Here is a 22046-nt window from a genome sequence, read left to right as displayed (position 1 = left end):
ATCCGCCCCAGCCGTCCGGTCGGCGTATGCGCGTCGCGTTCGTCTCGCTTTTCGCACCCAGTCACGGCGACACGCCGGCGCGGTCGCGGACGCGACGGTTCGCCCGCGGGCTCGCCGACCGCGGCCACGACGTGGTCTGGCTCTGCGCCCGCTGGTGGGGCGGCGACCACGACGTCTTCGACGAGGAGGGGATCACGTATCGGTCGGTGACCGTCGAGCCGTCGCCGTCGGCGTTCGCGGCTCGCCTCCCGCCCGCGCTCCGCTGGGTCGCCCCCGACGTGATCCACGCGGTCAACACCCCGCCGACGCCCGGGATCGCCGCGACCGTCGGGGGGACCCTCTCGCGGACGCCCGTGGTCGTCGACTGGTGGCGCGACCACCCCGCCGACTCCCGCCGGCGGTACCGGCCCCTCGCCCGGCGGGCCGACGTCGTCACGACCCCCTCGCGGACGACGAAGACGCGGGTCCGCGAGCACGGCGCCGCCGGCGAGGACGTGCAGGTGATCCCCGAGAGCATCGACTTCGACCTCGTCGAGGAGGCCGGCGTCGACGACCGGTTCGACGCGGTGTACGCCCGGCGGCTGGACCGCCACGCCAACGTCGAGACGTTCCTCCTCGGGCTCGCGGAGCTCCGCGACCGCGACTGGACCGCGGCTATCGTCGGCGACGGCCCGGAGCGCGCCCGGATCGAGTCGACGGCGAGCGACCTCCGGATCGACGACCGGGTGTCGTTCCTCGGGGACCTGCCGCTCCGCGAGCGGGTCGAGCTGTTCAAGGGGACCCACGTCGCGGTGGCGACGGCGACGTGGGAGACGTTCGCGACCGACCTGCTGTGGGCGCTGGCGTGCGGCTGCGTCGCCCTCGTCGAGTATCAGGCGGACTCCAGCGCTCACGAGCTCGTGGAGGGATACCGGCGCGGGCGGCTCGTCACGAGCCCGGCCGAGCTCGCCGACGAGTTCGTCGCGGTCGGCGACCTCGACAGGAAGTCCGTCGAGCGCGACTTCGCCGCTTACGACCACGACGCCGTACTCGATCGGGTCGTCGACACGTACCGGGACCTTTTAAACGGAGAGTAACAGCGAAAACGGGGACCGCGCGACCGCGGCGGACAACCGGACTGCGCCGAGCGCGACGGACAACTACTCCTCGTCTCCCGTGATCGTGCCGCCGTACTTCATGAAGACGAAGGCGAGTCCGAGCGTGCTCACCATCGCGACGAACGTCGCGACGCTGAGCGCGCGGGCGCCCTGCGGGACGAACACGGCGTCGGAGCCGCCGCCCCCTCCGCCGGCGGACTCGGTCTCGACGTCCTCGCCGACGGCGAGGCCGCCGTGCATCCCGGTCGTGGTGTGCGGCACGCAGTGGTAGTGCGTGATCCCCGCGTCCTCCTCGCTCGTCTCGTACTCGTAGGTGTACCCTTCCTCGCCGACCGGGTCGCCGCTGTCGAGGCTGGCTGGGCCGCCGTCTTCGACGGTGACGACGTTGTGGGCGCCGCCCGCACCGGTCCACTCCCACGTGATCGTCGTGCCGGGATCGACCCACAGCAGCGTCGGATCGAAGGCGAGCCCCTGGTCACCGGCCCCGACCTGGACGGTGACTTCGCTCTCGCCGCGGGCGTCCTCGTACGATCCGACGTTCCCCTCGGCCCCGCTCGGCCAGACCGGCTGTTCCTCCTGTGCCGCCGCGGTCCCCGTCGCCGCCGTCGCCCCAGCGACGCCGGCCGCGCCGCCGGCGGTCCGAATGAACGTGCGCCGCGAGACGTCGTCCGTGCTCATACACCCCGGTTCGTGACGGCCTGTAGTGAATATGTTGATCCGAGCGTGAGATGCTGTTGTGAATCGCTGTGGTGGCTCGGTTGTTTATCAGTGATCGAGTGGTGTTGCTGACGGGTGTCTCTCCGTGATCGACGGCTCTGCGGCCAAGACCTACAAAGCCCCAGCCGCTCGGTTATAGGCGGTTGACTGCAGATCGACGGCCAAGACCTACAAAGCCCCAGCCGCGAGGCCGACGCACGCTCGCTGTGCTCCTCGCTCAGTCGCTATCGCTCCTTCGCTGCGGTGCTTACGTCGCCTGCGTCGGCCTCGCGGCTGCCCCTTTGAGTCCACCCGCACCGCACGGCACCGCAGCCTCACACCTCCCCAGCCTCGCGGCTCCCTTCGGTCGCCGCGTCCCTCGCGCGTACTCCTCGCGGCCTGTCGGCCGCTCGGAGGCACGCGCCACCGTACGGCACTCTATAAGTGATCGTCGCTGCCGCTCACAGTTCGTTTAAGTACGGTCTCGCCGCCACCGATCTGCAATACCTACTCCCGGTATCGCTCGCGTTCCGACCCGTTTATAATCGCCGCCGCGCGCTATCTCGGTATGACCGACGACGAGCGACGGAGCGAGCTGATCGCCGCGCTGCGGGCGGCCGACGCCGTCCGGTTCGGCGAGTTCGAGCTCTCGCACGGCGGAACGAGCGACTACTACGTCGACAAGTACCTCTTCGAGACCGACCCCGACGCGCTCCGACTCGTGAGCGAGGCGTTCGCCGCCCGGCTCGCCGACACGGACGCGAAGCTCGCGGGCGTCGCGCTGGGCGCGGTCCCGCTCGTGGCCGTCACGGCCGCCGAGATGGGCCGCCCGTACGTCATCGCGCGCAAGCAGGCGAAGGAGTACGGCACGGGCAACCGCATCGAGGGCCGGCTCGACGAGGGCGAGGAGGTCGTCGTGTTGGAGGACATCGCCACGACCGGGCAGTCCGCGGTCGACGCCGTCGAGGCGCTCCGCGAGGCCGGCGCGACGGTGAACCGCGTGCTCGTGGTCGTCGACCGCGAGGAGGGCGCCGAGGAACTGCTGGCCGACCACGACATCGAACTGGAGTCGCTGCTCACGGCGACCGAACTGCTGGCCGAGCGGGACGCGGAGTAGCGCCTTTCTCTCCCGAACTTACGCCTCGACCGCGTCCACCGTCGGCACCGCGACCCGGTCGAGCACGTCGGCGATCACGTCGCGCTTGTCGGCGTCGTTGACGGCGGCGTCCGGGGTCAACACGAGCCGGTGAGCCAGCGCCGGCTCCGCGACGCGCTTCACGTCGTCGGGCGTGACGAACTCCCGACCGGCGACGACCGCGGCGGCCCGCGACGTCTCGAAGAGCCGCTGGGTGCCGCGCGGGGAGACGCCGACGTCGACGCGGCGGTCCTCGCGGGTCGCGCGGGCGATCGAGGCCACGTACTCCAAGAGGTCGTCGTCGACGCGGATCGTTTCGGGGACCTCGCGGAGGTCCGCCACGGCGCCCGGATCGAGCACGCGCTCGACGGTCGGCGCCTGCGCGACCCGACCCGCCCGCCGACGGAGCAGTTCGATCTCCCCCTCGTCGTCGGGGTAGCCGATGGATGTCTTGATCGCGAATCGGTCGAGCTGGGCCTCGGGGAGGGGGAACGCGCCCTCGCTCTCGACCGGGTTCTGCGTCGCGATGACGTAGAAGGGGTCCGGGAGCTCGTGGGTCTCCCCGTCGACGGTCACCTGTCCCTCCTCCATCGCCTCCAGCAGGGCGGCCTGCGTCTTCGGCGGTGCGCGGTTGATCTCGTCCGCGAGCACGACGTTCGCGAAGATCGGACCGGGGGAAAACGAGAAGGAGCCGTCGCGCTCGTCGAACACGTTGGTCCCGGTCACGTCGCTCGGGAGGAGGTCGGGAGTGAACTGGACCCGCGAGAACTCCAAGCCGAGCGCGGTCGCGAACGAGCGCGCCGAGAGGGTCTTGCCGGTGCCGGGCACGTCCTCCAAGAGGACGTGCCCGCGGGTGAGGATGCCGAGCGTGACGCGGTCGAGGAACTCGCGGTCGGCCACGACCGCGCCGCCGACCTCGTCGACGACGCGGGAACAGGCCGCCGCGGCTTCGGGGACGTCCATACCGCCCCCACGCGATCCGCGCCGAAAAGCGTTGTCGGCGGAGGCGGATTCGTCGATCACGGAGCACTGGCCGACCCGAGTCGCCGCCGGCGATCGAAACGCATAACAGCGAAACCGGCCAACCGAAAAACGAGCCGAGGTAGCCTAGCCTGGCCAAGGCGGTAGATTCGAAATCTACTGTCCATTCGGACACCGGAGTTCAAATCTCCGCCTCGGCGCTTCTTTCGGACGCTCAGTTCGGTAGCGACCGGACTCTCCCGATCGACTCCCTACGGCTTCCCGTTGAGGGACATCGCCTACGGCTCCCCGCCGAGAGACTCCTGCTCGGGCGTGGTGTCGCCGCGGAGCCGCCGTCGGCGCTTGTCGTAAGCGGCCTCCAGCTTCGCGTTGGTCGCCCGCGAGACGAGGTAGAGGTCGGCGTCGTCGCCGTCGCGGGGGTGCGCGCTCGCGACCCAGACGTGGCCGTCGCCCGTCGAGAGATCGCCGGCCCAGCGCTCGGCGGCCGCGCGGCTCTCGAACGCGTGGCGGGAGCCGTCCTCGAAGACGAGTCGGCCCACCTTCGCGTTTCGCTTTCGGGCGGAGGGTTTCACCGCGACGACGACGCTCACGGACGCCGTTCGGGCGGCATCGCTTAAAAACCTCGTCAGACGACGGCGGCCCGCCCGCTCTGTCAGCCCTGTCGTTCCGTCCTCAGTCGTCGGCGAGCGAGACCGCGTCCGGCGCCGACCCGTCCTCGGCGGCCGCGGAGAGCAGACGGTCCAACCCGTCCACCATCGCGACGACGCTGGCGCGGGTAATGTCGGCGTCGGTCGAGGAGACGCTCACGGACCGGTCGCCCCGCGAGAGGTCGACCTCGACGGTGACGACCGCGTCGGTCCCGCCCGTGATCGCGTCGACGTGGTAGGAATCGAGCTCGAAGGAGACGCCCTCCCCGGCGCCGTCGCCGGCCAGCGCGGCCCGGACCGCCTCCAACCCGGCGTCGACGGGGCCCGACCCGGTCCCGGAGGCGACGCGCTCCTCGTCGCCGACGCGGAGCCGGACCGAGGCCGTCGGGAGGTTCCCGCCGGAGGTGGCCGACAGGTCGACGAGCTCGACGTAGCGGTCGCGCTCGCGGCCCTGCACGTCCTCGGTGATCGCGAGGAGGTCGGCGTCGGTGACGCGCTTCCCGCGGTCGCCGAGCTCCTTCACGCGGCTCACGACCTCGCTCAGCTCGTCGTCGTCGACCGCCACGTCGTGTTCGGCGAGGGCCGCCTTGACCCCGGCGCGCCCGGCGTGCTTGCCGAGGACGAGCCGGCGCTCCCGCCCCACCGTCTCCGGCGGGTACGGCTCGTACATCGTCCCGTCCTTCAGCGTCCCGTCGGTGTGAATCCCCGACTCGTGGGCGAAGGCGTTGGCGCCGCAGACCGCCTTGTTCGGCGGGAGCGCGACGCCGGTCGCCTCCGAGACGGTCCGGCAGAGCCGGTAGAGCCGCTCCAGCTCGACGGTGTCGACGCCGTACGACCGGTCGAGCGCGATGGCGACTTCTTCGAGGGCGACGTTGCCGGCGCGCTCGCCGACGCCCATGACGGTCCCGTGGACGGTGTCGGCGCCCGCCTTCAGCCCGGCGTGGACGTTGGCCACCCCGAAGCCGAGGTCGTCGTGGGTGTGGAGGCTCGTCGGCCCGCGGTCGGCGAGCCGGGAGACGACCGCCGCGGTGCGCTCGGGGTCGGCCGCGCCGACGGTGTCGCAGTAGCAGATCCGGTCGGCGCCGGCGTCGAGACCCGCCCCGAGCAGGCGTTCGAGGTAGTCGAGGTCGGCCCGGGAGCCGTCCTCGCCGAGCACCTCGACCCACAGCCCGTGGTCCGTGGCGTACTCGACGAGTTCGACCGTCCGCTCGACCACGTCGTCGCGGGTCGACCCGACCTTCGTCTCGACGTGTTTGTCCGACGCGGGGACGACGAGGTTGATCCCGTCGACGCCGCAGTCGAGCGCGTGGTCGACGTCCCGCTTCACGCCGCGGGCGAAGCTCGTCACGGTCGCGTCGAGCCCCTCGCCGGCCACCCGGCGGATCGCCTCGCGCTCGCCCTCCGAGGTGCACGCCGAGCCGGCCTCGATCAGGTGCATCCCGGCGGCGTCGAGCTCGCGGGCGACGTCGACCTTCTCGGCCGGCGTCAACGAGACGCCCGGCATCTGCTCGCCGTCGCGCAGGGTGGTGTCTAACAGCTGTACCTCGTCGAGTGTGGTGAGTGGTGTTCGGGTCAAAAGGGTGTCCGTCGGCTCGTCGGTGGGTTCGGGGCCGGTACCGCCGCGGGGCGGTCGCGCCCCGGAGTCGTTATCGCCGGAGAATTTCGCGGCCAGCCGCCGCGAGGCGACTTCCTCTATCCTCCGAACGACCACGATCGTCTCGTGTCATTCGTGTGCGTGCCGACGAGTCACACACTGATAAGTCGTCGGGTTTCGACAGCTTTGACCGAACGCGGACCCCGAGACGCGGATCCGAGGCGGGGACACGGTTATACGGCCGCCCTCGGACGGGCGAGTATGCGGAAAACCGCGATCGACGACGTCGACGTCGTCACGAACCGATGGGCGTTCACGACGTGCGAAAACCGGTCTCGAGGGTGCTCGACACCGAGCACGTCGCGATGAACTACTTCGAGCTCGCCCCCGGCGACGCCTTCTCGGGCGGACTCCACACGCACGGCGACCAAGAGGAGGTGTTCTACGTGCTCTCGGGCACCGCCACCTTCGAGGTGGGCCGCGAGCGCGAGCGGGTCGACGTCGAGGCCGACGAGCTGATCCGGTTCGCGCCGGGCGAGTTCCAGTCCGGCTTCGTGCGCGAGGACGCCGACGAGGAGGTCGTCGCGTGGGCGTTCGGCGCACCGGGCGCGCGCCACGATTGGGACCAGATCGAATCCGTGATCGAGTGCCGCGAGTGCGGCGAGGAGCGCACGCACGCCACCGAGCTGACCGACGAGGGCCGGTTCCGGTTCATCTGTCGCGAGTGCGGCACCTCCTTCTCGCCGTAGAGACCTCACCCCAGCAGCGATCGGAACGACCGCCGTCCGGTGCCGCATCGGTCCCGGTAGTCGCAGGCGGAACACCGGTCGTCGTCGACGCGCGACGGCGGGCCGTCGATCGCGCGGACGGCCCGGAGCGCCCGCCGGTAGGCGGCCTTCTTCCGCGTCGTGAGCCGGACCTCGCGGACGGTCCCGACGCTCGGGTACTCGAGCAGCGCGCGCGGCACCTCGCGCTCGCGCTCCCACGCGACCGCCTTGGCGACGGCGACGGCCCTGACCGCCTGCGGCTCCCAGACGCCGTTCTCCGGCGGCTCGCCCGGTGAGACGACTGTGGGGACCGGAGGAACAGATCCCGTCTCGCCTGCGAGCACCTTGTGGACCGTCCCGTGACAGTCCTTTCCGGACCGGAAGACGCGCTCGTGATCCGGGTCGGCGAGCCGGTCGTAGTCGTCGCGCTCGCGAAGCCGCGCGAGGTTCCGACGGTACGCGGCGGGCGACCGACGGATCGGGAGCCGCCGGAGCGTCGAATCCGGCGCGTCGACGAGCGCCGGGTACCGGAAGGCGATGTCGATCCGAGCCCTCGCGTCGCCGGGGACGTCCCGGTCGTCGTCGCGGCGCGCGTAGTAGAGCTGTCGCGGACAGTAGGCGGCGCGGGAGAGGTCGCTGAAGGGGATCACGGCGGGCGTGGCCGCGGTATCGGTGAAAAAGACCGTTCCGACGATTTATCCCGGATACCGGAACCAACCGTCCCGTGAACTGACTCCCGTCCCGGCGCGGTCGAGGCGGTCGCGCGGCGAGCCGCCCGGGATCGAGAAGCGCCGCCTGTTCGCCACTCCGACCGCTCCGCTACGCGGGTTCCCCGTCAGCTACGGCATCGTTCTGTCCCTTACTCTCGGATCCGATCGAGGTCGGCCACGAATGCCCGGAGCGCCTCCCGCGTCACGTGAGGCATGCAGACGACGCGCAGTTCGCCGCGAGCCGTCCGCGAGACCTTCCAGCCCGCCTCGCGCAGCGCGCCGAACTCGGTCTCCGGGAGCGCCGCGGCGACGAGCGGGAGCTCCGGCTCGACCACGTCGTACCCGCGCTCGTCGAGCGCCGCCGCGAGCCACTCGGCGTTGTCGGTCGCGCGCTCGACCGCGTCGCGGTAGCCGTCCGGCCACAGCGCCTCCATCGCGGCCACCGCCCCGGCGACGCCCGCGCCGCTCCGCGTGCCCGTCAGCGTGGCCTGCGACCGCGTCTCCAGGTAGGGTGTGTCGACCGCGAGGGCGTCCAGCGCCGCGTCGTCGCGGGCGAGCAGCCCGCCGGCCGGCACCGCCGCCTGTCCGAACTTGTGGGGGTCGACCGTCAGCGTGTCGACGGGGGCGTCGCCGAACGACCACTCGCCGTCGGCGAAGGGGAGCACGAACCCGCCCCACGCCGCGTCGACGTGCATCAGAGCGTCCGCCTCGTGCGCGATCCGAGCGAGCTCCGGGATCGGATCGACCCGACCGTACTCCGTGCTCCCGGCGACGCCGACGACCAGCGCCGTCGACGAGTCGACGGCCGCTTCGACCGCGTCGGTCCGGGCGCGGAAGTCGTCGCCGACGGGCACGGTCCGGAGCTCGACGTCGAGCATCTCCGCGGCCTTGTGAAACGAGAAGTGGCCGCTCTCGGGGACGATGACGTTCACGTCGCCCGCGTCGTGACGGTTCCGCGCCGACCGAACCGCCTGCACGTTCGCCTCGGTACCGCCGGAGGTGACGTACCCCGCGGCGTCGGTCGGCGTCGGGTGATCCGCGAGCGTCGCGAGCAGTTCGACCGCGCGCTCCTCCAGCGACGCGACTGTCTCGTACGTGGCCGGATCGCCCGGATTCGTCGCGAGGAATCGCTCGGCCGCCGCGCGGGCCGCGGGATGCGGCTCGGTGCACATCGAGGAGAGCACCCGGTCGAACGACTGCGGCTCGGGCTGCTGCATTCGACGGAACGTTGCCGCGGAGGGTCTTACCCGTTCCGCTCCGGGTGCATTCGCCCCGCGCGGATCGCCTCACGCGATCGCGTCAGCGGACCGAGTCGAGGAGGAGTCGCTGTTCGGTCCGCTTGACCTCGTGTTGCACGTCTCGCACGGCGTCGATGTTCGCCGAGATCGAGGAGACGCCCGCCTCGACGAGGAAATCGACCATCTCGGGCTTCGACCCCGCCTGCCCGCAGATGCTGGTGTCGACGCCGAGCTCCCGGCACGTCTCGATCGTGTCGCCGATGAGCTGTAACACCGCCGGGTGGAGCTCGTCGAACCGGTCGGCGACGTGCTCGTTGTTGCGGTCAACCGCCAGCGTGTACTGCGTGAGGTCGTTCGTCCCGAAGGAGGCGAAGTCGATCCCGGCGGCCGCAAGCTCCTCGATCTGCAGCGCGCTCGCGGGGGTCTCGATCATCACGCCCCACCGATGCGTCTCGGGATCGATCCCGGACTCGCGCATGTGTCCTTTGATCCCCTCGACGTCGCTCGCGTCGTTGACGAGGGGGAACATCACCTCCAGGTTGTCGTACCCCATCTCGTAGAGCCGGGCGAACGCCGCGAGCTCCTGTCGGAACGGCTCGGGCTTGTCGAGGCTCCGGCGGGTCCCGCGCCAGCCGAGCATCGGGTTGTGTTCGGCCGGCTCGCCCTCGCCGCCCTCCAGCTCCCGGAACTCGTCCGTCGGGGCGTCGATGGTCCGGACTCTGACCGGCCGCGGGTAGAACTCGTCTGCGACGCGGCGGACGCCCTCGATAAGCTCGTCCTGATACGCGCGGGCACCGTGGTCGGCGATGTACTTCTCGGGGGTCTTCCCGAGCGACAGCACCATGTGTTCGATCCGGAGCAGGCCGACGCCGTCTGCGCCCGTCGCCGCCGCGCGCTCGGCCGCCTCCGGAATCGAGACGTTCACTTTCACCTCCGTCGCTGTCATCGGCTTGACGGGGGTCTCCGGCCGCGCGGCCTCGATCGGCTCGAACTCCTCACCGGATTCGGCCCCCTCGTCGGCGCCGGCGCGGACGGTCCCCTTGTCGCCGTCGAGCGTCACGTTCTGTCCGTCGCTCAGGAGCCGCGTCCCGTTCCCGGTGCCGACGACGGCCGGAACGCCGAGCTCCCGCGAGATGATCGCGGCGTGGCTCGTCATGCCCCCCTCGTCCGTGACGATCCCGGCGGCGCGCTTCATCGCGGGGACCATGTCCGGCATCGTCATCTCGGTCACCATCACGTCGCCCTCCTGCACCTGATCGAGGTGGTCGAGCTTGTGGACGATACGGACCGTCCCCGAGACGACGCCGGGACTGGCGCCGAGGCCGTCGACGAGCACGTCGTCGCTCTCGGCGGTATCGGCGGCGACGTCGCCCGTTCCGCCGTCACCGCTCGCGCTCCCCGCGGATCCGCTCTCGCTGGTCTCCCCCTCGCTCCCGGCGTCCTCTTGGATCGTCGTGATCGGACGGGACTGCAGCATGTAGATCTCGCCGTCGTAGATCGCCCACTCCACGTCTTGGGGCGTCCCGTAGTGGTCCTCGACGCGCTTCCCGAGCTCGACGAGCTCCCCGATCTCCGCGTCGGAGAGCACCCGGCTGTTCCGGCGTTCGTCGTCGACGTCCAGCGTGACGGTCTCGCCCGTCTCCGCGTCCTTGACCATCTCGACCTTCTTGTCCGCGACGGTCACCTCGTCGACGGTGGCCCGCTCGCGGTCGTACACGTAGTTGTCCGGCGAGACCGTGCCGGACACGACCGCCTCGCCGAGTCCCCAGGCCGCCTCGATCGTGATCTGCGGGTCGCCGGTCGAGGGGTGGCTGGTGAACATCACGCCGGACTTCTCGGCGTCGACCATCCGCTGGACCACGACCGCGATGTCGACCTCGGCGTGCGGGAATCCCCGCTGTTGCCGGTAGTAGATCGCGCGCTGGGTGAAAAGCGACGCCCAGCACTCCTTCACTCGTCGGATCAGGTCCCGCTCGCGGACGTTGAGGAAGGTCTCCTGCTGGCCGGCAAAAGAGGAGTCGGGGAGGTCCTCGGCGGTCGCCGAGGAGCGCACCGCGACGAACGCCTCGTCGGCGTCGTCGCCCATCGCCCGATATCTCTCGACGATCTCGTCGCGAACGTCGTCGGGGAGCGGGGTCTCCAAGATCAGCTCCGCCGCGGTTTCTTCGGCCTCCCGAAGCGCGGCGGAGTCCTCTGGATCGACGTCGACCGCGGCGAACAGCTCCTCGTCGATTCCCGACTCCTCGATGAAGGAGCGGTACGTGCCCGCCGTGACGGTGAACCCCGGCGGAACCGGGAGCCCAGCGCCGATGAGTTCACCGAGCGAAGCCGCCTTCCCGCCGACGGTCCCGACGTCGTCGGCATCGACATCCTCGAGCCAGAGTACTGCCATTCGTGTGTTCGGAGGATCCGAGAGCCGACCTATGAAGCTTCCGGCCAGTGCAACTGTGAATAAAAGATTACTCGCGGCCGAGTGATCGCAGTGGGGTCGGACGCACCTGGCGGAGACGCCACTGGTCGTGTCCGGTGGACGCGAGATCGGAAAACGCGGTAGAGGGCCGAAGCGTCCCGGGGGAACGACGAACCGGTCGACGGCTCGTACACTCTCGTATGACCCGTCCACTGGAATACTTACCTCCCGATTCAACGACAGGGTCGATAACGTGTTACCGGTCCTGTAACGCCTCTCGGGACACCCCATCTTTCGATCGACCCGTCACGTCGACGCGAGCCGCTCCCGCTCCGCGCGGAGGAATCGCTCCCAGAGGCCGAACAGGCCGCTGTCGAGCCCGTAGCTCTCGTCGACCCGTCGCACCCACGCGTCGTCGGCGAACAGCAGCCGCTGGAACCGCCGCACCGGATCGGAGAGGCAGTCGCGGTCGCCGCCGTAGTACGACAGCGACTCCTCGCGGGTCCGGTCGACGAGCGCCGCCGGGACCTCGATACCGTCGGCGGCCGCGGCGTGCTCGAACCACTCCAAGTGCAACAGCGCGTCGGCGAGCAGGAATCGCTCGCGGAAGCCGGAGACGCGGGCGAGCGCAGGTCTGCCGTCGATCGTCACGTCTCGCGGACGCGAGAACCGCGGCGCGGTTACGGTCACGCTCGCGGCGTCCGCGAGCGCGGCGGCGACTCGCCGGAGCCGCCACTCCCCGTACCGGACCGGCGCGATCAGGGCGAGCTCGTACCACGTCGGGAGCCACTCGCAGTACGGCTCGGAGAACCGCCCGTCGGCGAGCAGCGTCGCCGCGACGGAACGGGCCGCCGCGGGCGACAGCCCGGAGGGATCCTCGCGGAGGTCGGTAGCGATCCGCGTCCCGTCGAGCGCGTCGACCCCCTCGAACCCCATCCCCTCGGCGACGTGGCGGGTGTACGCGCGGCTCGCGGCGTACCAGTCGGCGAAGTCGTTCGGCGCGGTCAGGCAGAGGAGGCGGAGGACGGTGATATCCGTTACACGGCGCGGAGCGACCTAACCCCTGTGGCGAGTCACCCGTCGAACCCGCTCTCGTCCGTCTCCGCGAGCGCGTCGTCGAGCCCCCACTCCGAGGCCCGCTCCGCCGCCTCCGAGCGCGCCTGCTCGCGGATCGCGTCGATCCGCTCGTCGTCTTCGAGGAACGCGGCGACCGCGTCGCCGTCCTCGTCGCCGCCGGCGTCCAGCCGCTCGTCGGGGGCCGCGTCGCGGGTGCGGTCGGCGAGCGCCTGGTCGTCGGCGAGCTCGGTCGCCGCGGCGCCCGGGGCGACGCGGAGCGCCTCCTCCTCGTGGGCGGTCTCCAGCGCGCCGTCGTCGACCGCGTACAGCTCGACGCGGTAGGGACCCGGGACCGCGAGCTCGGCGAGGGCGTCCGGCCCGCCGCTGTCGCTCACCGTGTTGTACGCGAGCACGGGGACGCCGTCGGCGAAGGTGACGACGCCGCGGGCGTCGCCCTCCAGCAGGAGCGTCTCCTGCGGCACGAGGGTCGCGTAGCCGGTCAGCTCGCGATCGAGCGCCCGGTCGAGCGTCGTGCCCACGTCGGAGACGACGCGGGAGCGCAGCAGGTCCCCGCGGGGGATCCGGAGCTCCGGCGACTCCGCGGTCCCGGTCATGGCGTGTCGGGGACGACCGCGCTCCGGAAGCGGTCGGCGACGGCCCCCTCGTCGCCGTCGCGCACGTCGAGCCGGGCCGCGGCCCGCCGGTAGCTGGCGGCCGGCTCGCTCTCGGGGGCGTGCGCGAGCAGGGGCTCTCCGGCGCGTCTCGCCGCCCTGACGGCGTCGCTGTCGGGGACGTTGGCGAGGACGGGGCCGCCGAAGCGCTTCTCGGCCTGATCGGCCACGTCGGCGGCGTCGTCGCGGACCTTGTTGAACAGCACGCCGGCCGTCCCCGTCCCGTACGAGCGCGCGTACTCCTGTACTTTCAGCCCGTCGGAGAGCGCGGGGATCGTCGGCTCGACGACGACCACGACGCGGTCGGCGAGGACGACCGGTAACACCGCCGACTTCGAGCCGAGCGCGGCCGGCGAGTCGAGGAGCAGCACGTCGGTGTCGCTCGCGAGATCGGCGACGACCTCGCGGAGGCGACCCGGCTCGGCCGCCTCGAAGCCGGCGAGCGACGTGCCGCAGGGGACGACGGAGAGCCCGAAGCGGTCGTACGTCGCCTCCGAGACCGCCGTCGCGGTCCCCTCCACGAGGAGGTCGTGGAGGGTGACCGCCGCGTCGTCGAGCCCGGCGTGGAACAGCAGGTTCGCCATCCCCGTGTCGGCGTCGACGACGGTGACGTCGTGCTCCTCGGCGAGCGCCATCCCCAGCGCGAGCGTGCTCGTCGTCTTCCCCGTGCCGCCCTTCCCGCTGGCGACCGCGAACGCCTCGACCATGCCGCGATCTGTCGGGTCACTCGGCTAAAACCTGTTCATCGCGGACGCGGCGAGAGCCGCCGGACGAGACCGCGGCGATCGAGTTGGAACTCGATCCGAATCGATGCGCCGCGGAGGCCGGCGGAGCGTCGGCGGCGGACGAGTAATACGAAGTGGGGGTGCCGCGTCGGCTACTGGCGTTCACCCGTCGTCCGTGCGATTCGCGATCCGGTTCGCGAGTTCTCGTGCGGCGGCGACGTGGTCATCAGCCTCCCGGTCGCCAGTACGGTCGATTTCGGCGAGTAGCGTCCGGATCTCGTCGGCTCGTCCGATGACGGTCGCTCGGTCGACCCCGCCGTCGGCGATCTCCGCGGCCAGCGCCTGTGCCTCGCCGAGCCGCCAGCCCGCCTCCCGCTCCACGGGACGCTCTTCGGTGGCCGCGAGGTGTTCGTGTAACGCGGTGACCGGATCGAACTCGTCGCTCACTGTTTCGTCATCGTCGGCGGTCACTCGTCGTGGATGAAGACGAGCCGCTTCGACTCGGTGTTACAGAGGCAGAGATCGATCCCGTCTCGGGTCGCGCCGATCTGCTGCCAGCCGTGGTCGCTGACGAACAGCGTCTGAAAGACGCCGCGGTCGCAGTCGGGGTTCGGACAGCCGACCCCCGCGGCGTTCTTGTACACGGTGGTCCCGCCGCCGGAGCTCTGTCGAACCAGTCCGTCCGTCAGCGATCGGAACTCCTCTGCAGACATCGGTCCCTCGGTCTCCTCGTCTCCCATGCGTTCGCGTTCGCGGCCCAGCGTATATAAACCGCCTGCCTGTGGCAACCCATGGCACGGGGGTTCGGTCGCCGAGTTCCGTCCCTCGTCGGGTCGGTTTCCGCTTCGCGTTCACGTCTCGTCCCGCTTCACCGCGTCGGCGTACGCGTCCGCGATCCGGGTCGGCTCCGGGAGCTTGTAGCCCGCACACAGCGCCGCGACGAACTCGACGGTCGTCGCGGCCGACACCCGGTGACCGGGGCTCACGTACAGGGGGTTCACGCGCCGGCTGTTCGGGTACTGCCGGGACTGGAAGGCGTAGCCGACGACGGGGGCGGCTGGGATGTCTCCGTTGGCGTCGGTGTCGTTGCCGGCGTCGCCGCCGTCGCCGTCGTCCACGCCCGTCGTCTCCATCGAGGCGTCCGCCCGGATCGGGGTCCGCCACCCCGGCGGTCGCCCGTCGGTCGACTCGTCGGGCGCGCCGCACAGCAGACTCTTGGCGACGCCCACGCTCGGCACGTCCAGCAGCACGCCGACGTGGGTCGCGATCCCGGCCTCCCGGAAGTGGATCCGGCCGGAGCCGTCACACACCAGCAGGTCCGGTTCGACCGAGAGCGCGTCGAGCGCCGCCAGCATCGCCTCTCCCTCACGGAACGACAGCAGGCCCGGGACGTACGGGATCGAGAGGGACGTGATCGCGCTCGCGTACTCGACCACGTCGCCGCCGCGGATCGCGACCGCGGCGGAGACGGCCCGGTCCTCGCCGTCGTCGGGCAGCAGAAAGGCCTGATCGATCCCCACGACGACCGGCGCGTCGGAATCGCCGGCGTCGGAGTGCGTCCCCGGAAGCGTCTCTTGGTGTGGGTCGGGCAGTCCGCCTGTCAGGTCGGAGGGCTCGTCGATCGCGACCGCGGCCGGGTCGATCCCGTGGTCGTCCGCGAACGTCGCCGTCGCCGCCAGCTCGCGCTGGAGCGACTCCATCTCCGCGCGGGAGAGCGTCGGATCGGGGAGGAACTCCGGCCGAGCGACGGCGTCCGGATCGATCGCCGGTGTCATTTAAAAGCGCCCGCCGGGGCCGCCTGGTCCACCGGGGCCGCGAGGCCCGCGCGCGCCGCCCATTCGCATCCCGCCCGCGCCGCCCGCGGACCGCGCGAGGCCCTCGTTGCGCTTGCCGAACGCGAGGCCGATCGCGAATCCGATCAGGTGGGCGAGGTGCGCGATGCCGCCGACGCCGCCCGTTCCGGTCTGGATCACGAGCACCGCCGAGACGAGCGCGATCCCCCACGTGAGATACTTGATCTTCATGGGGATGACGAAAAAGAGGAGCACCTGCATGTTCGGCCGCCAGACGGTCAGCACGCCGAGGATCGCGAAGCCGGCGCCGCTGGCCCCGAGCACCCCGGTCGTCGGCGCGCCGGTCGCGATCGCGAACAGGACGTGGCCGAGGCCGGCGAGGATCCCCGCCCCGAAGAAGAACGCGACGAACTTCTTCGATCCGACCGCGCGCTCGACGAGGGGACCGAAGAACAGGATCACGATGCTGTTGCCGATGATGTGGAACAGGACCCCAGGGGAGTGTGACAGCACCGAGGTGGCCCACGTCCAAACGTTGCCGAGGGCGTCGGACTGGAGCACGAACAGGGTGTCGTGAAGCGCCCGACCGCCGACGAACAGCGCGACCCACTGCGCGACGAAGGTGAGCCACATCGCGAGCAGGACCGCGTACGTCGCGTTGTTGCGGAAGAAGCTCACGAACCCGCCGGTCCCGGTCGCGCGGTCGAACCGGCGTTTGAACTGGCCGACGACGCCCCCGGAGGCGCGGCCGCCGGTTCGACCGCCGCCTCCCGATCCCTCCACGCTCTCGTCGAACCCGCTGTCGAAGACGCCGCCCGGATCGTTCCACTGCGAGAGCCCCGGACAGTCGTGGTTCTCCGGCAGGCGGTGTTCGGCGCAGAACGTCTGGCCGCACCGTTTACACTGGTACGGGAGGTTCTCGTACTCCCCGCACACGTCGCACGTCGCCATTGCCGTCACTTACGGGGGCGGTCGTAAAGCGGTTTGGCTCTATACGTGGTGCACGGGGAGGCGGTCGACGGCTTCGATGATGGCTCATAAATCGCATCTATTGCTGCAGGACTGAACACCACCGAAGCCCCAGCCGCGAGGCGGGCGCACGCTCGCTGCGGTCCTCGGTCACTCGCTCCGCTCGTTCCCTGCGGTCCTTGCGTCACCTGCGCCCGCCTCGCGGCTGCCCCTTCGAGTCCCACCCGACAGCGACCGCCCCGCACCTCACGCCTCCCCAGCCTCGTCGGTGGTCCTCCGCTTCGCTCCGGACCACCGACTCCCTCGCGCGTGCTTCTCGGCCGCGGGGCGGCCTCGAAGGCACGCGCCGGCCACACCGTGTTAGTTTATAAACAATCGGCTCTGTTGAAATCCTCTTCTTCAGATAGATCCTCATCTGAAACAGCCGGTCGATGAGAGATGCTTACTGAGCGATCTGTGCTTCGCCTGTACTGAGCGATTCGTAAGTCCTCGTGGAACACAGTGCCTCATTGGTCAACATCCCGATCTAAGTAAATCGGTTTGTACCTGCAGATTGCTCAGGACTAACACTACGACGATTCTCCTGCGCTTACTGTCACTCGATAGCGGTTGCCTTCGAACTCGTACGTGCGGGTCTCTTGGAGCCCGAATGGGGGAATCGAACTGCTGAACTCCTCAAGTTGGACTCGATCGGTGTCGTGTCTCCGGCTCAGTGCGATACTGTCGCGCAATTGGTCGTTGCGGACGACCTGCTCGGCGATGACTCGTTCTGCGTCGGTCTCGGAACCGTCGACGCGTTCGAGGACGAACTTGTCCGGCTGGTCATCTTCGCCGTCTGATTCGCCGCGCGTCGAACGCGCGACGAGCGTTTCACCGTCCCACTCCGTCTCGGAGATCGCCGCCGTCGGCGTCAGCTGTAGCTGATCGGCGTTCAACTCGAACCCCGTTGCGAGTGCGATGCTCTCCTCGTAGGAGGCGGCCGCGAACCATCCGTCGGTCCCAAACGCGTAGTGACCGCCACCGAGACCGGCGAGCGTGAGCGATTCTGTCCCCTCTACGTGTTCGATGGAATCCCCGTCACTAACGCGATCGGTTGCTACCGTTACGGTCCACGTGTGTTCGTCGCCGGCCTCCAGCGGCGTTAGCGGCTCCGGCCAGTGCTCAGGCGCGATGTAGTGCCAGTCGCCGTCCACGCGCTTGTACAGTTGCCAGTGGTAGTGGTTGGTCTCGAACCGCTGTTCACTCCGATTCCGAAGCGTGAACCCAACCGGTTGATCCGGTTGGACTGACTGGGTCTCTGGAACGAGTACGATTGGAATCGCTTCGGGATCGACCGCCTCGTAGCAGACAACCTGTTCCGTACTATCAAACAGTGGGCACGCATTCGAGGTGGTGTTCTCGGGGAAATTCGGAACCGATTGGTTAGATTCGGGTGGTGTTGTTTCACCGTCCCCTTCCGTCGTCGCGGTTTCGTTCTTGTCGTTCGACGCTTTTGGTGCCGCCGTACAGCCGGCGAGGAGGACGCCACTACCCGTACAGAGGGCCGAAAGAACCTGCCTTCGGGAGGGCTTTGTCATGTTGTCTTGCTTCCGACGGTATTGGTATATGTCTTCTGACCTTACCTTCTATTGACTACAGAGGATCAGAACATATCTCCTATTGAGGGCTTCAACAGAGCCAAACAACCGCAACTGCGGTCGATTGCTTATAAGTAGTCACTCGCCCGTGTCACCGTCTCGCAGCCCGTCGACGAGCTCCCTGAGCGTCGCGAGCGGGTACTGTCCGGGCGCGGTCGCGTTCGCGGGATCGACGGGCGCGTACCCGATCTTCGAGCCGTACACCGGGGTGACCGCGCGGGTGTGGCGGCCGGGCTCGCCCATGCACATCGTCGCGACGCGGTGGCCGGCCGCGGTCGCCTCGTGAGTCGCCTCGATCATCGCGAGCGCGTCGCGAGGGCCGGTCGCGGTCGTCGCCAGCTTCCCCACGTCGCCCTCGCTCGCCGCGTCCGCGAGCAGGTCGACGAGCGTGGCGGGCTCGGGCGTCGACTCGAAGTCGTGGACCGACACGACCACGCTGACTCCCTCCTCGCGAGCCGTGTCGCGAAGCGCGGTCGCGTGCGACCGCTCGCCCTCGGGCGCGTTGCCGCGGAGGGCCGCGAGCTCGACGTCGACGGCGGCGACCGCCTCGTCCCCGAGCGCGGTCGAGAGCGCGTCGAACCGGCCGAGGTCGTCGGCCTCGCCGCCCTCCCACGACGCGCGGTTCGTGACGAGCAGCGGGAGCTCGCCGTCGTACGCGTCGATCTGGCCGAGCGGGTCGCTCGCCAGATCCATCCGGAACTCGACGGCGTCGGCGTGCTCGCGGGCGCGCGGCTCCTCCGAGAGGTCGGCCGTGCTCGCGGTCAGGACGAACTGCTCGAACATACGCGGGCGTTCCGCGGCCGGGGACTTAGCTGTGTGCGTCCGGCGGAACGCGGAACCGGCGGCGTCGGGAAGGCGGCGTGAAAAAAGCGTCGTCGGTCGGCTCAGGCGACGAGGCCGTCCTCGGCCTCGAGGAGCTCGTGGTACCGGTTCCGGATGGTGACCTCGCTGATGTCGGCGACCTCCGAGACGGCGGCCTGCGTCGTCTTCTCGTTGGTGAGGAGCGCGGCGGCGTAGACGGCGGCGGCCGCGAGACCCACCGGCGACTTGCCCGAGTGGACGCCCTTCTCCTTGGCGTTGCGGAGGAGGCTCTTCGCGCGCATCTCGGACTCCTCGGAGAGCTCGAGGTCGGAGGCGAACCGGGGGACGTACTGCTCGGGGTCGGCCGGCTTCACTTCGAGCTTGAGCTCGCGGACGACGTACCGGTACGTCCGCGCGATCTCGGCCTTCTCGACTCGGGACACGTCGGCGATCTCGTCGAGGCTGCGCGGGACGCCGGCCATCCGGGCGGCGGCGTACACGCAGGAGGTGGAGACGCCCTCGATGGAGCGGCCGGGGAGGAGGTCCTCGTCGAGCGCGCGGCGGTAGATGACGGAGGCGGTCTCGCGGACGTTGTCCGGGAGGCCCTGTGCGCTGGCCATCCGGTCGATCTCGCCGAGCGCCTGCTTGAGGTTTCGCTCCTTGGAGTCGCGGGTGCGGAACCGCTCGTTCCACTTGCGGAGCCGCTGCATCTTCTGGCGCTGGCGCGCGCCGAGCGACCGACCGTACGCGTCCTTGTCGCGCCAGTCGATGTTCGTCGAGAGCCCCTTGTCGTGCATCGTGTTGGTCGTCGGGGCGCCGACGCGGCTCTTCTCGTCCTTCTCGCGGGAGTCGAACGCGCGCCACTCCGGCCCGCGGTCGACGGAGTCGGCCTCGACGACGAGCCCGCAGTCGGCGCAGACGCTCTCGCCGTGCTCCTCGTCGTTGATGACGTTACCGCCGCACTCCGGACAGCTCAGCGTCTCGTCGGTCTGTTCCGATTCCTCCTCGTCCGTCTCCGTTCGGGAGCGACTCCCCCGCGTGTGTAATCGTTCACTCATGGCTAAACCCCCTCTCGGTAACTGAACACGGCCCGAGAGCGATCTTACCCGATAGACGACGGAACCAAACTTAAAACGACCGGAACGCGTCGCCCGAAACCCGACGAAAGGACACGATCTATCACTTGTTTCCGGCGATCGGCTCGATCAGCGACCCGCGGCGACCGAAACGCTTGGGCGGATGGCGGCCCGATCCGCATCCGATGAACACTCCCCGCGTCGTCTCGCTGGCGCCGAGCGCGACCGCGACCGTGACGGCCCTTGGCGGCGCCGAGACCCTGGTCGGCGTCACGCACCACTGCGATCCCTCGGAGGCGGCGGGCGACGCGCACGACATCGACGCGCCCGCCGCCGTCGGCGGCTGGCTCAATCCGGAGCTCGACCGCGCCGCCGCCCTCGATCCCGACGTCGTCCTCACCAGCGACGGGCTCCAGAGCGACCTCGCCGACGACTGCCGCGACCGCGGGTTCGACGTCCGCCACCGCGAGCCCGCGACGCTCGACGAGGCGGTCGCGACCTTCGCCACCCGCGGCGCGGACGTGGATCGGCCCGAGGCCGGCGAGCGCCTCGCCTCCGAGGCCCGAGAGCGGCTCGACCGGGTCGGCGAGGCGGTCGCGGACCGCCCGCGGCCGACCGTCTACTGCGAGGAGTGGTCCGACCCCCCGATGGCCGCCGGCAACTGGGTCCCCGACGCCGTGCGCGCCGCCGGAGGGCGGTACCCCTTCGTCGAGCCCGGCGAACGCTCCCGCGAGGTCGACGTCGCCGCCGTCGAGCGCGCGGACCCCGACCACGTGATCGTCCACGTCTGCGGGCACGGCGACCGGATCGACCCCGCGACCGTCGAGGGCCGCGACTGGGCCGTCGACGCGCCCGTCCACGTGATCGACGACTCCCTCCTGAACCAGCCGAGCCCCGCCCTGATCGACGGCGTCGAGCGGCTGGCTGGGATTCTCCATCCCGACATCGAGACCTATTCCTAGCCCGCCGCCGAACCGCGACCATGCGAGTCGGCGTCGGCAGCGGAAACCCGGTGAAGCGGCGCGCGGTGGAACAGGCGCTCGGTATCGCGGGCGAACCCGATCCTGACTCCGGAACGGCGACCCCCGACACCGAACCGGACCTCCTCGACGGGCTTCCCGGCGACCCGGAGACGGTCGCGGTCGAGACCGCCCCGGTCCCCTCCGGCGTGAGCGAACAGCCGACCGGCCACGCCGAGACGATCGCCGGCGCCGAGAACCGGGCCGCGGCCGTCTTCGACGCGGGGCCGGACGCGTACGACCTCGGCGTCGGCATCGAGGGCGGCGTCGCCCGCTTCGACGGCGCGGACGGCCTCTTTCTCGTGATGTGGGCGGCCGTCTCGGACGGCTCCCGAGTCGGGCGCGGCGCGGGCCCGAACCTCGAACTCCCCGCCGCCGTCGCCGCCCGGGTCGACGAGGGGGAAGAACTGGGTCCCGTGATGGACGACGTTCTCGACACCAACGGGGTCGCGAGACGGGGTGGCGCCGCGGGCGCGCTCACGAACGGCCGGGTCTCCCGCGCCGACGCCCTCGCGACCGCGGTCGCCGGTGCCTTCGGACCGTTCGTCTCCGACTTATACTGATCCTGTCGCCGACCCGTACTGATCGGATCGCGGCGTCGCGAGGTCGGCGTTCGAGGATCGTACCGAAAGGCGGGGATCGACCCGTCCCTCCGGCGCCGATCAACGGGAAAACCGCACGACTGCGACGTGTTAACCCGGTCTACCAACCGCCTTATGCAGGGGTACGACCTGTATCGGGTATGAGCACGGTCCAACCCGACGCGGTCGCCGTCGAACCAGCCGGCCTCTCCGCGAAACAGGCGCGCATCCTGCGGTACCTCCGCGAGAACGCCGCCGACAAGACGTACTTCAAGTCGCGACTGATCGCGGACGAGCTCGACCTCTCGGCGAAAGAGGTCGGCGCGAACATGAGCGCGGTCGTCGACGCGGCCGCCGAAATCGACGTCGAGAAGTGGGGTTACTCGTCCGGAACGACGTGGATGGTCACCGCCTGACGGGCGGTCTCTGTCCGGACCGAACGG

The 22046-nt window shown here is 70.2% G+C and carries 22 protein-coding genes, 1 tRNA gene and 1 pseudogene; 7 read left to right on the top strand and 17 right to left on the bottom strand.

Annotated features, from left to right (window positions below):
* Nucleotides 1–26 precede the first annotated feature (26 nt).
* Nucleotides 27–1076, top strand: a complete 1050-nt coding sequence (locus tag EDM04_RS01530) for a glycosyltransferase (protein ID WP_123619413.1) — start codon at nt 27–29, stop codon at nt 1074–1076.
* A 63-nt stretch (nt 1077–1139) separates the two neighbouring features.
* Here the strand turns inward: EDM04_RS01530 and EDM04_RS01525 are convergent, their stop codons facing one another.
* Nucleotides 1140–1775, bottom strand: a complete 636-nt coding sequence (locus EDM04_RS01525; RefSeq protein ID WP_123619412.1) for a halocyanin domain-containing protein — start codon at nt 1773–1775, stop codon at nt 1140–1142.
* A gap of 586 nt (nt 1776–2361) precedes the next feature.
* Here EDM04_RS01525 and pyrE point away from each other — a divergent pair.
* A complete protein-coding gene (pyrE, locus tag EDM04_RS01520) occupies nt 2362–2910 on the top strand; it encodes an orotate phosphoribosyltransferase (protein ID WP_206424403.1) in 549 nt (182 codons plus the stop codon).
* An 18-nt stretch (nt 2911–2928) separates the two neighbouring features.
* On the opposite strand, the gene EDM04_RS01515 is transcribed toward pyrE, so the two are convergent.
* Nucleotides 2929–3891 (bottom strand): MoxR family ATPase, encoded by a 963-nt coding sequence (locus EDM04_RS01515; protein WP_123619410.1) that lies wholly within the window; start codon nt 3889–3891, stop codon nt 2929–2931.
* Between the two features lie 133 nt (nt 3892–4024).
* Here EDM04_RS01515 and EDM04_RS01510 point away from each other — a divergent pair.
* Nucleotides 4025–4109: transfer RNA gene (locus EDM04_RS01510), tRNA-Ser, on the top strand.
* A gap of 78 nt (nt 4110–4187) precedes the next feature.
* On the opposite strand, the gene EDM04_RS01505 is transcribed toward EDM04_RS01510, so the two are convergent.
* Complete coding sequence (locus tag EDM04_RS01505; RefSeq protein ID WP_123619409.1) at nt 4188–4499, bottom strand: hypothetical protein; 312 nt, start codon at nt 4497–4499, stop codon at nt 4188–4190.
* Nucleotides 4500–4581: 82 nt separating this feature from the next.
* Complete coding sequence (locus EDM04_RS01500; protein ID WP_206424413.1) at nt 4582–6132, bottom strand: (R)-citramalate synthase; 1551 nt, start codon at nt 6130–6132, stop codon at nt 4582–4584.
* Nucleotides 6133–6411: 279 nt separating this feature from the next.
* On the opposite strand from EDM04_RS01500, the pseudogene EDM04_RS01495 reads away from it, so the two are divergent.
* A pseudogene (locus EDM04_RS01495) lies at nt 6412–6899 on the top strand (cupin domain-containing protein).
* A 5-nt stretch (nt 6900–6904) separates the two neighbouring features.
* On the opposite strand, the gene EDM04_RS01490 reads toward EDM04_RS01495, so the two are convergent.
* From EDM04_RS01490 to EDM04_RS01430, 13 genes are all read right to left on the bottom strand, one after another.
* Nucleotides 6905–7567, bottom strand: a complete 663-nt coding sequence (locus EDM04_RS01490; protein WP_123619406.1) for a Dna2/Cas4 domain-containing protein — start codon at nt 7565–7567, stop codon at nt 6905–6907.
* A gap of 209 nt (nt 7568–7776) precedes the next feature.
* Complete coding sequence (mfnA, locus tag EDM04_RS01485; protein ID WP_123619405.1) at nt 7777–8844, bottom strand: tyrosine decarboxylase MfnA; 1068 nt, start codon at nt 8842–8844, stop codon at nt 7777–7779.
* An 82-nt stretch (nt 8845–8926) separates the two neighbouring features.
* Nucleotides 8927–11257, bottom strand: a complete 2331-nt coding sequence (ppsA, locus tag EDM04_RS01480; RefSeq protein WP_123619404.1) for a phosphoenolpyruvate synthase — start codon at nt 11255–11257, stop codon at nt 8927–8929.
* 324 nt (nt 11258–11581) lie between these two features.
* Complete coding sequence (locus EDM04_RS01475) at nt 11582–12211, bottom strand: hypothetical protein (RefSeq protein WP_123619403.1); 630 nt, start codon at nt 12209–12211, stop codon at nt 11582–11584.
* A 137-nt stretch (nt 12212–12348) separates the two neighbouring features.
* Nucleotides 12349–12945, bottom strand: a complete 597-nt coding sequence (locus tag EDM04_RS01470) for a hypothetical protein (protein WP_123619402.1) — start codon at nt 12943–12945, stop codon at nt 12349–12351.
* The gene (locus EDM04_RS01465; RefSeq protein ID WP_123619401.1) at nt 12942–13709 is read right to left on the bottom strand and encodes an AAA family ATPase; all 768 of its coding nucleotides are present in this window, start codon (nt 13707–13709) and stop codon (nt 12942–12944) included. The genes EDM04_RS01470 and EDM04_RS01465 overlap by 4 nt, the downstream gene beginning before the upstream one ends.
* A gap of 180 nt (nt 13710–13889) precedes the next feature.
* Entirely contained in the window at nt 13890–14198 is a 309-nt protein-coding gene (locus tag EDM04_RS01460) for a hypothetical protein (protein WP_241154837.1), read from the bottom strand.
* Nucleotides 14195–14467 carry a hypothetical protein gene (locus EDM04_RS01455; protein WP_012659832.1) on the bottom strand — a complete coding sequence of 91 codons (273 nt, stop codon included), beginning with the start codon at nt 14465–14467 and terminating at the stop codon, nt 14195–14197. Before EDM04_RS01455 ends, EDM04_RS01460 begins: the two co-directional genes overlap by 4 nt.
* A 111-nt stretch (nt 14468–14578) precedes the next feature.
* Nucleotides 14579–15502 (bottom strand): endonuclease V, encoded by a 924-nt coding sequence (locus EDM04_RS01450; RefSeq protein ID WP_123619399.1) that lies wholly within the window; start codon nt 15500–15502, stop codon nt 14579–14581.
* Complete coding sequence (locus EDM04_RS01445) at nt 15503–16471, bottom strand: rhomboid family intramembrane serine protease (protein ID WP_123619398.1); 969 nt, start codon at nt 16469–16471, stop codon at nt 15503–15505.
* Between the two features lie 587 nt (nt 16472–17058).
* Entirely contained in the window at nt 17059–18066 is a 1008-nt protein-coding gene (locus tag EDM04_RS01440; protein ID WP_123619397.1) for a hypothetical protein, read from the bottom strand.
* A gap of 138 nt (nt 18067–18204) precedes the next feature.
* Nucleotides 18205–18909, bottom strand: a complete 705-nt coding sequence (locus EDM04_RS01435; protein WP_123619396.1) for a type I 3-dehydroquinate dehydratase — start codon at nt 18907–18909, stop codon at nt 18205–18207.
* Nucleotides 18910–19010: 101 nt separating this feature from the next.
* Entirely contained in the window at nt 19011–19985 is a 975-nt protein-coding gene (locus EDM04_RS01430; RefSeq protein WP_123619395.1) for a transcription initiation factor IIB family protein, read from the bottom strand.
* Between the two features lie 203 nt (nt 19986–20188).
* Between EDM04_RS01430 and EDM04_RS01425 the strand changes: the two genes are divergently transcribed.
* The 3 genes from EDM04_RS01425 to EDM04_RS01415 all read left to right on the top strand — a co-directional run bounded on the left by EDM04_RS01425 (nt 20189) and on the right by EDM04_RS01415 (nt 22019).
* Nucleotides 20189–20965, top strand: coding sequence for a cobalamin-binding protein (locus tag EDM04_RS01425; RefSeq protein WP_123619394.1), 777 nt, complete (start codon nt 20189–20191; stop codon nt 20963–20965).
* Between the two features lie 20 nt (nt 20966–20985).
* Complete coding sequence (locus EDM04_RS01420; RefSeq protein WP_123619393.1) at nt 20986–21585, top strand: DUF84 family protein; 600 nt, start codon at nt 20986–20988, stop codon at nt 21583–21585.
* A 179-nt stretch (nt 21586–21764) separates the two neighbouring features.
* Complete coding sequence (locus tag EDM04_RS01415; RefSeq protein ID WP_123619392.1) at nt 21765–22019, top strand: hypothetical protein; 255 nt, start codon at nt 21765–21767, stop codon at nt 22017–22019.
* Nucleotides 22020–22046 lie beyond the last annotated feature (27 nt).

It is taken from the genome of Halorubrum sp. CSM-61 (genome assembly GCF_003781945.1).
GTDB lineage: Archaea > Halobacteriota > Halobacteria > Halobacteriales > Haloferacaceae > Halorubrum.
Note: the sequence above shows the minus strand (reverse complement) of the source record. Positions and strands in the feature narration are given on the sequence as shown.